The following is a 13,174-nucleotide window of genomic DNA, read 5'->3' on the forward strand; positions in this document are numbered from 1 at the left end:
GCAAGGCTGACATCCGATTACTCCTTATATTTCGCCGCCAGGGTCGCAAACCACGGGGCAACGAAATCCTCATTGCTGCCCCAGCCCGGAATGATCTTGTTCAGTGACGCGACGTTCACCGCGCCAGGCTGGCTGTTAAGCTGCTGCTGAGAGATCGATGCCGCTTTAAACTGATAAGTCGCTGGCGTCTCTTCACCGGCAATTTTCTTCGCCACCAGACGCATATTCACCGCGCCAATAGTTTTAGGATCCACCGCTACCGTCTGCACCCACGGGCTGTTTTTCTCGCGCATCAGCTGCAAATCCTGGTTCGAAACATCAATGCTGTAGAGTTTGATCTCGGTACGGCCATTCTCCTGCAGCGCTTTGTAAGCGCCCTGGCTGAAGGCGTCCCAGGCGCCCCAGATGGCGTCGATTTTGCCTTTCGGGTATTTCGCCAGAATCGCGCCAATTTTATTGGCGGTGTCGCCCTGAACGTCAGTTGAAACCGCACCAATCGACTCAAGCTGATGAATGCCCGGATTCTCTTTCAGCAGTTTTTCATACACCACCTGACGGCGTTCCATCGGCGGGAAACCGGCAACCCATAGCTTGACGATGTTCGCCTTGCCGTTGAAATCATGGATGAGCTGGCCCAGCGACAACTGCGCCAGTGAAGCGTCATCCTGCGCGGTGACGGTGACGCCCGGGATCGGGCTATCCACCGGCGTATCAAACACCGACAGCTTAATGCCTGCATCGGCAATGCGCTTCACCAGTCCGCTGGCGTAGGGCGCTTTACCGTGCGACAGCACGATGCCGTCATATTTCTGGCTGATCGCCTGATTCACGAAATCCTGGAAGCGCGCATCGTCGCCGTTGCTGAGAAAGGTGCTGACCTTGAAGCCAAGCTGGCGACCCTGCTGAATGGCACCGGCAACAAACTGGGTGGTGTTGTCATCGGAGCCGAGATTGCGGATCACCGCAATACGGATCGGGCCATCATGACTGGCGATAGCCGCAGGCACCGGCGTGACGGTATCCGCGAAGGCGGCGCTGGCGTTCAGCAGGCTCAGGGCCAGCAGCGAGAGTGTTATTTTTTGCATTGTTATCAACTCCGGTAAACGCGCCTCAGCGGCGCTGGATATAGGTGATCGCCAGTGCTAAAGCCAGCACCAGCCCTTTAATAATGTCCATGGCGTAGTAGGGAACAGAGAGCATCACCAGACCGTTCTGCAGCACGCCGAGGATCACCGCACCGACCAGCGTGCCCAGCGCATTCGGCTTGCCGGAGCCCGCCAGTGAGAAGCCAATCCACGCCGCCGCGACCGCGTCCATCAGGTAGCCGCTACCGGCGTTCACCTGCGAGGAGCCGATACGCGAGGCGAGCAGAATGCCGCCCAGACCGGCCAGCAGTGAGGCGATCACATAAGCCAGCACCCGATAGCGGGTGGTGCGGATGCCGGAGAGGCGCGCCGCTTCCGGATTGCCGCCCAGCGCATACATCCGGCGACCATGTTTAGTCAGTGAGAGCGCCAGCTGCGCGGCGACGGTGACGACCAGCATGATGATGACGATGGTGGGCACCTGGCCGAGCAGGCCAAACGCCGCCGGAATGGTGCCTTCCGCCATATCACCGCTCGGCAGCACCATGTTCTCGGTGATCGATCCGCCAAAGCTGTAGGTCATCGCCACCCCCTGAATCACAAACAGTGTCGCCAGCGTTGCCAGCATGTCGGGGATGCGCAGGATCACAATCAGAAAGGCGTTAAACAGCCCGACCAGGGTGCAGAGCGCCAGGGTGAGCAGGATGGCGGTGGTAGTGCCGAAGCCGTACCAGACAAACAGTGAAATCACCAGCGCATTGGCCAGCGAGGCGGTCGATCCGACCGACAGATCAAAGCCGCCAACGGTCAGCGAGATCGAGACGCCGATCGCAATCACCGTGACAATGGCAATTGAGCGCAGAATATTGATGATGTTGTTGGGTTCAAGGAAGCTGTCGGAGGCGAGACCAAAGGCGGCGATCAGGATCACCACCGTGAGCAACATGCCCCATTTATAGAGAAAGTCGAACAACTGGTGACGCCACGGCGAGGCTGTCAGATTCAGGCTGGTTTCTTTGCTGCTCACGCAGGGGTTCCTCCGGTGGAATAGAGCAAAAGCGTCTCTTCGGTGACGTCGCATGCAGCCAGTTCGGCCACAATGCGTCCATCCCAGAGCACGCAAATCCGGTCGCATAAACCGACCAGTTCAGAAAACTCTCCCGACGCGTAAATGATGCCTTTCCCCTCGCGCGCCAGGTTATCGATCAGGGTGAAGAGTTCGGTTTTGGCTTTGATATCGACGCCTTTCGTCGGCTCATCGAAAATCAGCACGTCGGCGTTGTTGCGCAGCCATTTGCCTATCGCCACTTTCTGCTGATTGCCGCCGGAGAGACGGCGCAGCGTCTGTGCCGGACCGGTGGTGCGCACCTGCAATTGCTGGATAACCTGCTCCGCCCAGCGCCATGCCTGGCGATGGCCAAACAGGCTCCAGCGCGAAAAGCTGTCGTCTGCGCTGACGCTGAGGTTCATTGCCACCGACTCATCAATAAAGATCCCCTCTTTGCGCCGCTCCTCCGGCACCAGCGCCATGCGGCGACTGACGGAGTCATGCGGCGAACGGGGCTGCCACGGCTGGCCATGCAGTTCACCGCTACTGACGCGGCTTTTGCTGGCACCAAACAGCGCCTTACAGAGTTCGGTTTTACCGGCACCGGCCAGGCCTGCAATGCCCAGAATTTCCCCTTTGTGCAATCGTAGCGAGATATCCTGCAGCAGTTGCTCATCATGAAGACCGTCAATCGCCAGCAGCAGCGGCTGAGTCTGCTGCGCACGACGGGCCGGGAAGATATCGGTGAGCTGATGCCCCAGCATCTTCTCCACGATCTGCTCACCGCTCAGTGCCGCCATCGGGCCGGTTTCGATCAACCGGCCATCACGCAGCACCGTCAGCTGGTCACAGATTGCTTTCAGTTCATGGATGCGGTGAGAGATAAACACCACGCCGATGCCGCTGGCCTGCAGGCGACGCACCACAGCAAACAGCCGCTCACTTTCATGCTGATCCAGCGGGGCGGTGGGTTCATCCAGAATCAGAAAGCGGCAGTGGTGTGACAGCGCGCGCGCCAGCAGAATTTGCTGCTTTTCAGCCAGGGTACAGCGCTCCACCAGCCGGTTGACGTCCAGCGCCACGTCGAGCTGAGCCAGCAGCGCCCGCGCCTGACGCCGAACCTCGCCCCAGCGATAGCGGTGGCCAGGCTCTGCCAGCCGATCCAGCAGAATGTTTTCTGCGACGCTGAGCTGCGGCACCAGCGCCACGTCCACTTCCTGCTGAACCAGATGAATACCCAGCCGTTTCGCATCACGCGGCGTACGGATGGAGACCGGCTCACCATCCAGCAGGATCTCGCCGCTGTAGTGGCTGTGCGCACCGGAAAGGATCGCCATCAGCGTTGACTTGCCCGCGCCGTTAGCGCCGGTCAGTGCATGTACTGAATGGCCGTCACTGCGGAAATCCACCGACGATAGCGCGGCAAACCCGCCAAAAGCGATGGAGATGTTACGCATCTCAAGGCAGTTTAACCCTGGCATGTCATTACTCTCCTGAAGAATCACTGGCCGCATTTTTTCCTGAACCTTCAGGCGCGGCAACAGCCGAAAGCGCATAAGCTAGCACGAAATCTTATTAGCCATCCAGACATCTGGACATAATGGCGGCTACAACCAGCGAAGCGCGGGAAAGCGGCGGAATAGCGGGGTAAAGGGCGGAAAAGGCAGCGAATTATGCTGGGGGAAAGTCACAGGCATAAAAAAACCAGGCCGGAGCCTGGTTTACTTTTTTTGTGACAGAATTACTTTTCTGGCACCACATTCAGCAGGGTGGTCAGCAGTTTCCAGTAAAGGCCAACGCTTTCGATGTGAACCTGCTCATCCGGCGAGTGCGGCCCGGTGATGGTCGGCCCAATCGATACCATATCCATCTCCGGATACGGTTTTTTGAACAGACCACACTCCAGACCGGCGTGGATCACCTGAATGTTCGGGGTCTTATCAAACAGCGCGATATAGGTCTGACGGGTCAGCGCCATAATGGCGGAGTCCGCATCAGGCTGCCAGCCTGGGTAGCCGCCTTTCGCTTTGGTCTGTGCACCGGCCAGCTGGCCCAGTGAGGTCAGCATCTGCACCACATAATCGCGGCCGGTATCGATCAGCGAACGGATCAGGCAGTTGATCTCTGCATGATCGGCTTCCATGGTCACCACACCAATATTCAGTGAGGTTTCTACTACGCCTTTCGCCACGTCGGAGTTGCGGATCACGCCGTTTGGCATACTGTTGAGCAGGTTCAGGAAGCGATCGCGGCTGTCAGCGTTCAGAGCATTACCCTGATGCGCCAGCGGCTCAGTGACCAGTGCGATGTTCGGCTCTTTGATGCCGTGCTCATTTTTGATGGCGCTCAGGAAGTGCGCCGCCGCTGATTTCAGCGCATCCGCTTTGTGGCTCTCGACCGCCACGGTAGCGAAGGCTTCACGCGGGATCGCGTTGCGCAGCGTACCGCCGCTGAAGGCCAGCAGACGCAGATCCAGTTCAGCAGCGTGTGCCGCCAGGAAGCGCGCCAGTAGTTTGTTGGCATTGCCGAGGCCCATATGAATATCGGCACCGGAGTGACCGCCACGCAGGCCTTTCAGCGTCAGCTTCAGGGTCTGGAATTCAGCAGGCACCGCTTCACGGGTCAGTGGCAGGGTGGTGACGAAGTCGATACCGCCCGCGCAGCCCATGTAGATCTCACCTTCTTCTTCGGAGTCGGTGTTGATCAGGATTTCTGCCTGCAGCCAGTTGGGTTGCAGACCGAATGCGCCATCCATACCGGTCTCTTCAGTCATGGTCAGCAGCACTTCCAGCGGGCCATGCGTCAGGCTGTTGTCAGCCAGTACTGCCAGCGCAGAAGCCATACCGATGCCGTTGTCCGCGCCCAGCGTGGTGCCGCGCGCTTTCACCCACTCACCGTCAACCCAGGGCTGAATCGGATCTTTGGTGAAGTCATGAACGGTGTCATTATTTTTCTGCGGCACCATATCCAGATGCGCCTGCAGCGCAACCGGGGTACGGTTTTCCATGCCTGCGGTGGCGGGCTTACGAATCAGGATGTTGCCGACCTGATCGCGCTCACACCAGAAGCCTTGCTCTTTGGCCCAGCCGACGATGTAACTCGCCAGCGCTTCTTCGTGAAAAGAGGGATGGGGAATAGAGCAGATCTTAGCGAAAATATCCCACAGCGGCTGTGGAGAGAGTTGAGACAATTCAGACACGACAGGTCTCCTGTGTCAGTGTACCGGCGAGGCCGGACATCGCGAGTTTCCAGTGAAAAATCGCCGTCAGAGAATCTGACGAGCCAGGCCCGAGAATATCACTGTTTTCTACCGGGTGCGCTCTCAGACGCGCTAAAAAGCCGCAACCAGTGCGCGGGTGCTGGTTTTTAGTGCGTCAACTCCTTATAATCTCGCGCAACCTTTTCCCCGTTGCACATTTTTACGCCACCTCGGTTGGCTGGGATTTCTATTCTATGAGCGAAAAATACGTCGTTACCTGGGACATGCTTCAGATTCATGCCCGTAAACTGGCCCAGCGCCTGCTTCCTGTTGAACAGTGGAAAGGCATTATCGCGGTGAGCCGCGGCGGTCTGGTACCGGCTTCGCTGCTGGCACGTGAACTGGGTATCCGCTACGTCGATACCGTCTGCATCTCCAGCTATGACCACGATCATCAGCGCGAAATGAAAGTTCTGAAGCGCGCAGAAGGCGACGGCGAAGGCTTTATCGTGATCGATGACCTGGTGGATACCGGCGGCACCGCCCAGGCGATTCGCGAGATGTACCCGAAAGCGCGTTTCTGCACCATTTTCGCTAAACCGGCCGGTCGCTCACTGGTTGATGATTATATTGTCGATATTCCGCAGGATACCTGGATCGAGCAGCCGTGGGATATGGGCGTGGTCTACATCCCGCCGATTGTTAAAAGCTGATTGATATGCATCAGACAACGCCCGGTTTTCCGGGCGTTGTGCTTTCTGTGCCTCGCACCCCGAATTGCCGTACAGTACACTTAGCCATCGCCGTTTCTGTTGCAGGAGAAGTGAGTATGTCGAGCAAAAATCTCAGCGAGGAGTTGTTCAAACCGCGCTTTAAACATCCTGAAACCTCAACCCTGGTTCGCCGCCACCATCATGCTACTTCGGATGTCCACTCAGCCCTGGATGGTGACAGCCAGCGTGGCTGGTATCGTATGCTGAATAAGCTGATGTGGACATGGCGTGGCCTGACGCCGCAGGAGATCAGCGAAGTGCTGGCTCGGATTGCCATCAGCAATGTTGAACATACTGATGAGACGCTGCTCGACACTGTAATCGGTTTTCGCGGCGGCAACTGGCATTTCGAATGGTGTAAACAGGCGGGTATCTGGCAGCAGAAAGCGCTGGAGGCCACCGACGACAGCGAGGCGGGCGACTACTGGTTACACGCGGCGCATCTCTACAGCGTTGCGGCCTATCCCTATATAAAAGGGGATGAGCTGGCCGACCAGGCGCAGACGCTGGCGAACCGCGCCTATGAAGAGGCGACTCAACGCCTGCCGGGCGAGCTGAAACCGCTGACGTTCGCCATTCAGGGTGGCAGCCCGGTTAACGGCTTTCTGCACATGCCGCCTGACGTTGAAGCGCCTTATCCCACCGTGCTGTTCTGTGGCGCGCTCGACTCATTACAGAGCGATCACTATCGCCTGTTCCATGATTACCTTGCACCGCGCGGCATCGCCATGCTGACCATTGATGTGCCGTCGGTAGGCAACTCGGTGAAATGGACGCTAAATCAGGACACCAGCTTTCTGCATCAGCAGGTGCTGCGCGATCTGAAAAACGTGCCCTGGATCGACCATACCCGCGTGGCGGCGTTTGGTTATCGCTTTGGCGCTAACGTGGCCGTACGACTGGCCTATCTGGAATCGCAGCGGCTGCGTGGGGTCGCCTGTCTTGGCCCGATTGTGCATGCGCTGCTGACGCAGACAGCGTTGCAGGATGAGATCCCGGATATGTATATGGATATGCTGGCGAGCCGGCTGGGCATGGCAACTGCCTCTGACAGTGCGCTGCGTACCGAACTCAATCGATATTCGCTGAAAACTCAGGGATTGCTGGGCCGCCGGACGCCGACACCCATGCTGTCGGGCTACTGGCAAAACGATCTTTTCAGCCCGGAAGAGGAGAGCAAGCTGATCGCTAACTCTTCGTCAGATGGCAAAGCGTTGCTGATTCCGGTGAAGCCGATGATGGCCAGTTTCGACAAGGCGCTGAATGAAATTTGCGACTGGCTGGAGAAGCGTTTAAAAAGGTAACTGGCAAAATTTACAGTATTTGCTACAACTAGTAGCGGAATTCTTCCGGGCTGCCGTTAAGCGAAACATGACATCACCTGGCCGTCCGGAAAATCAAGGCTGTATAGCGGTCAAAATCTATGGAGATTCAGCATGACGTTACCAAGTGGTCATCCCCGCAGTCGCCTGCTTAAGCGCTTTACGGAGCTTGGGCCTTATATTCGCGATGGGAAATGTGGCGAAACCCGGTTCTTTTTCGACTGCCTGGCTGCCTGCGTTAATGTGAAACCGGCACCGGAACTGCGTGAGTTCTGGGGCTGGTGGATGGAGCTGGAAGCGCAGGCTGACCACTTTACCTATGTCTACCATATCGGTCTGTTCGATAAAGAGGGTGACTGGTCGGTGGCAACCATCAAAGGCAAAGAGAATACGGCGCGCGTGGAAGAGACCTTACGGAATTTCCATACCCGTCTGAAAGCGATGCTGAAAGAGTTCGAGCTGGATCTGATTCCGGCCAGCGATTTCGATGAGAAACCGGTGAAGCTGAGCGCCTGATTGGGTGTTTAGAGATTAAAGGGTGAGTTAAAACGCTTGCCCACAAACTGCTGACAAATCTCAAGTAGGGTGAATCTGGCAGCAACGAATAAGCTCAACGCGCAGGGAACACGGGCAGAAGAGGAAAGCGTCCCGCGCCAGGGACGGCGCGGGCCGAGCCTGTCAGGGATGACGTCTTTTGCGTCTTTCCGATCTGACCGTGTTCCCTGCGCAGCTCGATCTCATAGCAGAGCGGGCCAGATGCTGTTAACAAGCAAAGGGCGCGTTGAAAAACGCGCCCTTTTTCATGCTCATACATTCTGTAGCTTATGCTGTCCGGCATTAGCCTGAAATCAGAACTGGTAAGTCACACCCATCGCGACCACGTCATCGTTGTTAATCGACAGCGCGTTGTCATCATCCAGCTGGTTGATTTTGTAATCAACGAAGGCGGACATATTTTTGTTGAAGTAGTAGGTCGCGCCCACGTCGATATATTTCACCAGATCCGCATCGCCGATACCGTTTTCGATATCTTTGCCTTTGGTCTGTACATAGCCAATAGAAGGACGCAGGCCGAAATCAAACTGATACTGCGCCACCAGTTCGATGTTCTGCGCTTTGTTGGCTGCGCCCGCGACGGTAGCACCGGTGTTACGGTTGGTGCCGCTGATTGGTGTCATGTTGCGGGTATCGGTATAGATCGCCGCCAGGTAGACGCTGTTGGCATCATACTTCACGCCTGCGCCCCAGGAATCCGCACGGTCACCGCCGCCATAGGCACGTGCCTGCTGCTGGTTGGTACGGTCAGAAGAGGTGATGGCACTCATCAGGCTCACACCGGAATCACCCAGGGCATAGCCCAGTGAGGCACCGTAGCCGTCGCCATTCTGACGGTTAATGTCGGTGCGGGTGTTGGCGCTGGTGGCGTCGTTTTTACCCTGATACTGCAACGCAAACTTCAGCCCATCGACCAGACCAAAGAAGTTGTTGTTACGGTAAGTCGCCACACCGGTAGCGCGCTGAGTCATAAAGTTATCGGAACGGGCTGTACCGTCACCGCCGAATTCCGGGAACACGTCGGTCCAGGCCTCAACGTCATACAGCACACCGTAGTTACGACCATAATCGACCGAACCATACTGCGAGAATTTCAGACCGGCAAAACCAAGGCGGGTTTTGTTGTTGTTGTTAGCGTCACTGCCTTCAGAGTTATTGAGCTTATACTCATATTCCCACTGACCATAACCGGTCATCAGGTCGTTAATCTGTGTCTGACCCTTAAAGCCGATACGGGTATAGGACTTGTCTCCATCCTGGCTGGCATTATCGCTGATGTAGTGCTCAGCTTTAACTTTGCCGTATAAGTCCAGTTTGTTGCCATCTTTGTTATAGATTTCGGCAGCCTGCGCGGCGGATGCCAGCGTCAGCGTGGAGAGGATCATGGCCAGTGTGCTTTTCTTCATTTGCTATCAATCCCAATGTGAACGCCGTAAAAAAATGAAAGTTTTTGTAAAGCACGGACTTTTTACCCGTCGGCGATGAAGTTTTTATGACACTTTTCATGATTTCTTGTTAACCCTGAACTTTTGGTCTACCTCCTTGTCCGCGTAAATTCGTGCTTTTCCCCCGCTGGCTGTTGGCTTCCTTATCGACTCCTGTTAAAACGTCCTTTCGTAAAAATTTTTCACTACGGCAGGAAATATGAGTGGCAGTCAGACCTTAGTGGTCAAATTGGGTACCAGCGTTCTCACCGGCGGCTCCCGCCGGCTGAATCGGGCGCACATGGTGGAACTGGTTCGTCAGTGTGCGCAGCAGCACGCGGCGGGCCACCGCATTGTGATTGTGACCTCTGGCGCGATGGCCGCCGGACGCGAACATCTGGGTTACCCCGAACTGCCACCCACCATCGCCTCAAAGCAGCTGCTGGCTGCGGTGGGGCAGAGCCGTCTGATTCAGCTGTGGGAACAGTTGTTCTCAATCTACGGTATCCATATTGGTCAGATGTTGCTGACCCGTGCCGACATGGAAGATCGCGAGCGCTTCCTGAATGCCCGCGACACGCTGCGCGCGCTGCTGGATAACCACATAGTGCCGGTGATCAATGAGAACGATGCCGTTGCCACCGCTGAAATCAAAGTGGGCGATAATGACAATCTCTCAGCGCTGGCGGCGATGCTCGGCGGTGCCGACAAGCTGCTGCTGCTGACCGACCAGCAGGGACTGTTCACCGCCGATCCGCGTAACAATCCTGAGGCTGAGCTGATTAGTGATGTCCATGTGATTGATGATGCGTTGCGTGCCCTGGCGGGCGACAGCGTATCGGGTCTTGGCACTGGCGGCATGTCGACCAAGCTTCAGGCGGCGGATGTCGCCTGCCGCGCCGGTATCGATGTGATCATCGCCTCAGGCAGCCGCAGCGGCGTAATCAGCGATGTTATTGACGGCAAGCCGGTCGGTACGCGCTTTCATGCGCAGCAATCGCCGCTGGAAAATCGTAAACGCTGGATTTTCGGTGCGCCTCCGGCAGGTGAACTCACCGTCGATGATGGTGCGCTGGCAGCAATTATTGAACGCGGCAGTTCGCTGCTACCGAAAGGGATCCGTGCTATCCAGGGGAATTTCTCACGTGGGGAAGTGATCCGTATCCGCAGTTTGCAGGGCAGGGATATCGCGCATGGTGTTTCACGCTACAACAGCGACGCGATGCGGATGATTGCCGGTCATCACAGCCAGCAGATCAGCGAAATCCTGGGCTATGAATATGGCCCGGTGGCGGTTCACCGCGACGACATGATCGTCAGTTAAGGAGCGGACAATGCTAGAAGAGATGGGAAAAGCGGCGCGCGCCGCAGCTTACACCGTGGCCGATCTGTCGACTGCAGAGAAAAATCAGGTTCTGATGACTATTGCCGACCGTCTGGAGGCGGAAAGCGCAGACATTCTGGCGGCCAATGAGCTGGATTTAGCCGATGCGCGTCAGAACGGCATGAGCGCCGCGCTGCTGGACCGGCTGACACTCAATCCGCAACGCCTCGGCAGCATCGCCAGCGATGTGCGCCAGGTCTGCCAGCTGGCCGATCCGGTTGGACAGCTAATTGACGGCGGTCAGCTCGACAGCGGGCTGCGCATTGAGCGTCGTCGCGTGCCGCTGGGCGTGGTGGCCGTAATCTACGAGGCGCGTCCCAATGTCACGGTGGACGTCGCCACTCTGTGCCTGAAAACCGGCAACGCCGCCATTCTGCGCGGCGGTAAAGAGACCTGGCGCACCAATGCGGCCACCGTCCGGGTGATCCAGAACGCGCTCAAACAGCACGGTCTGCCTGCGGCGATCGTTCAGGCGATCGAAAATCCGGATCGCGAGCTGGTGAATCAGCTACTGAAGCTGGATCGCTACGTCGATATGCTGATCCCGCGTGGCGGAGCCGGGCTGCACAAGCTTTGCCGGGAAAACTCGACTATTCCGGTGATCACCGGCGGCATCGGCGTCTGTCACATCTACATTGATGAGACGATGGAGATCGAACCTGCACTTGATCTGATCGTCAACGCCAAGAAACAGCGCCCCAGCGCCTGTAACTCACTGGAGACGCTGCTGGTGGATCAGGCGATTGCCGATCGTTTCCTGCCCGCCTTCAGCGCGCGTATGGCACAGGAAGCGATCGCGTTGCATGCTGACAGCAACGTGCTGGCGCAGCTGCAGCAAGGCCCGGCATCGGTCACGCAGGTGAATCCACAGCAGTACAATGATGAGTGGCTGTCGCTGGATCTTAACGTCAAATTAGTGGCGGATATGGATGAGGCGATCGATCACATCCGTACGCACGGCACGCAGCACTCGGATGCCATCCTGACCCGTAATACCCGCAACGCCGCGCGTTTTGTCCGTCAGGTCGACTCCTCAGCGGTCTATGTCAACGCAAGCACCCGCTTCACCGATGGCGGACAGTTTGGCCTGGGTGCCGAAGTGGCGGTCAGTACACAGAAACTGCATGCCCGTGGTCCGATGGGATTAGAGGCGCTGACGACCTATAAATGGATAGCATGGGGCGACGATACGCTCCGGCCATAACTGCCATAATTTTTAACAAAGCGGGAGTCTTTCAGAGACTCCCGTTTTTTTTAGCTCCATTTTCCGGTCCAGTGAAAGATAGAGTTTTCTGCGCATCAGCTTAATTTCCGTTCCGGTCTCGTCACTACTGGCCATTATTCTGGCTGATATTCACGCAATTTTTTACGGAACATTCCTGAAAGCCGGGGCTGTACGCGGCCTGAGGCAATATTTTTTGTCCAGCCGCGGGCTGAAGCGGATAATGATTATCAGGAATGCTTGATAAAGCGGTTAGGTAGTAAACGAGCGGTAATATAAAATGAACTGGTAGCAATAATGAAAATAACATCCAGTATCTCTTCTATGGCTGATTATTAACTAATGGTTAAAAAAGAAAGTACAAGACAAGCTTTCACCGCCAGGCTGATAGCGGCCTGTGAGAGTGCCGGCATTGCCGGACATGGACGAAACAAACAGGTTGCCAGGGCTCTGCAGCAGCAAGGCTGTAAGATTTCAACGCCGGGAGTGTGGAAGTGGTTTAACGCGCAGTCAGTGCCGGATGGCGGCAATTTACTGGCTCTCAGTCAGCTGCTGGGCGTCAGGGTTGAGTGGCTGCAATACGGTATGGAACAACCTGCTGAACCGGTGACGCTAAGTGCGCTCACCGGTCAGAAGAATGTGTTTCGGATTGATAGCCTCGACATTGGTCAGCGAAGTGCTGCAGGCCTGCCCGCGCGTGATGAGTTTGTCGAGACTATCCAGGCGATCGAATATGGTCTGGATGAGGCGCGGGTGCTGTTCAACGGGCGCCCGGCGGAAAACATCCGGTTAATCGCTATCAACAGTGACTCCATGGCTGACACCTTTGCGCCGCGCGATCAGCTGTTTGTGGATATCAGCGTGCGGATGTTCGACGGCGACGGCATCTATATTTTCACCCTCGATGAGCAGCTCTATCTCAAGCGCCTGCAGCTGCAGCATAAGAAAATCGCTGTAATATCAGATAATAAGCGTTATGAAACCTGGTATCTCAATCATGATGACGTCACCAGCCTGAAGGTACTGGCCAAAGTGATCATGAGCCAGGCGCGACATTATCAAATCCTCGGTTAAGGCCACTTCTGCCGGTTTTTTCAGGAAGGCTGAAAAAAAAATAATCGGCATAAATTCATAAATTTAACCAGCGGTAAATAAAAAATTA

General features: G+C 56.3%; 11 protein-coding genes. 6 read left to right on the plus strand and 5 right to left on the minus strand.

Annotation, left to right across the window (positions count from 1 at the left end; genetic code table 11):
• Positions 1-17: 17 nt before the first annotated feature.
• The 4 genes from NR195_RS21575 to pepD all read right to left on the minus strand — a co-directional run bounded on the left by NR195_RS21575 (position 18) and on the right by pepD (position 5,332).
• Complete coding sequence (locus NR195_RS21575; RefSeq protein ID WP_256844899.1) at positions 18-1,085, minus strand: sugar ABC transporter substrate-binding protein; 1,068 nt, start codon at positions 1,083-1,085, stop codon at positions 18-20.
• A 25-nt stretch (positions 1,086-1,110) separates the two neighbouring features.
• Positions 1,111-2,112 carry an ABC transporter permease gene (locus NR195_RS21580; RefSeq protein WP_010671160.1) on the minus strand — a complete coding sequence of 334 codons (1,002 nt, stop codon included), beginning with the start codon at positions 2,110-2,112 and terminating at the stop codon, positions 1,111-1,113.
• Positions 2,109-3,614, minus strand: a complete 1,506-nt coding sequence (locus NR195_RS21585; protein ID WP_256844900.1) for a sugar ABC transporter ATP-binding protein — start codon at positions 3,612-3,614, stop codon at positions 2,109-2,111. Before NR195_RS21585 ends, NR195_RS21580 begins: the two co-directional genes overlap by 4 nt.
• A 260-nt stretch (positions 3,615-3,874) precedes the next feature.
• Positions 3,875-5,332, minus strand: coding sequence for a beta-Ala-His dipeptidase (gene pepD / locus NR195_RS21590; protein ID WP_158131972.1), 1,458 nt, complete (start codon positions 5,330-5,332; stop codon positions 3,875-3,877).
• Between the two features lie 254 nt (positions 5,333-5,586).
• Here pepD and gpt point away from each other — a divergent pair, with 254 nt between their 5' ends.
• The 3 genes from gpt to crl all read left to right on the plus strand — a co-directional run bounded on the left by gpt (position 5,587) and on the right by crl (position 7,943).
• Complete coding sequence (gpt, locus tag NR195_RS21595; protein ID WP_009091894.1) at positions 5,587-6,045, plus strand: xanthine phosphoribosyltransferase; 459 nt, start codon at positions 5,587-5,589, stop codon at positions 6,043-6,045.
• A gap of 116 nt (positions 6,046-6,161) precedes the next feature.
• A complete protein-coding gene (gene frsA, locus NR195_RS21600) occupies positions 6,162-7,409 on the plus strand; it encodes an esterase FrsA (RefSeq protein WP_033779697.1) in 1,248 nt (415 codons plus the stop codon).
• Between the two features lie 132 nt (positions 7,410-7,541).
• Positions 7,542-7,943, plus strand: a complete 402-nt coding sequence (gene crl, locus NR195_RS21605; RefSeq protein ID WP_003851176.1) for a sigma factor-binding protein Crl — start codon at positions 7,542-7,544, stop codon at positions 7,941-7,943.
• 332 nt (positions 7,944-8,275) lie between these two features.
• On the opposite strand, the gene ompC is transcribed toward crl, so the two are convergent.
• On the minus strand, positions 8,276-9,388 hold the full coding sequence (gene ompC, locus NR195_RS21610) for a porin OmpC (RefSeq protein ID WP_256844901.1): 1,113 nt from the start codon (positions 9,386-9,388) through the stop codon (positions 8,276-8,278).
• A 238-nt stretch (positions 9,389-9,626) separates the two neighbouring features.
• Here ompC and proB point away from each other — a divergent pair, with 238 nt between their 5' ends.
• The 3 genes from proB to NR195_RS21625 all read left to right on the plus strand — a co-directional run bounded on the left by proB (position 9,627) and on the right by NR195_RS21625 (position 13,086).
• Positions 9,627-10,730, plus strand: a complete 1,104-nt coding sequence (gene proB, locus NR195_RS21615) for a glutamate 5-kinase (protein WP_010255198.1) — start codon at positions 9,627-9,629, stop codon at positions 10,728-10,730.
• A 10-nt stretch (positions 10,731-10,740) separates the two neighbouring features.
• Positions 10,741-11,994 carry a glutamate-5-semialdehyde dehydrogenase gene (gene proA, locus NR195_RS21620; RefSeq protein ID WP_033766601.1) on the plus strand — a complete coding sequence of 418 codons (1,254 nt, stop codon included), beginning with the start codon at positions 10,741-10,743 and terminating at the stop codon, positions 11,992-11,994.
• A gap of 360 nt (positions 11,995-12,354) precedes the next feature.
• Positions 12,355-13,086, plus strand: a complete 732-nt coding sequence (locus tag NR195_RS21625; RefSeq protein WP_010255201.1) for a S24 family peptidase — start codon at positions 12,355-12,357, stop codon at positions 13,084-13,086.
• Positions 13,087-13,174 lie beyond the last annotated feature (88 nt).

The organism is Pantoea sp. Ft-CA_14 (genome assembly GCF_024520875.1).
GTDB classification, from domain to species: Bacteria; Pseudomonadota; Gammaproteobacteria; order Enterobacterales; family Enterobacteriaceae; genus Pantoea; species Pantoea agglomerans.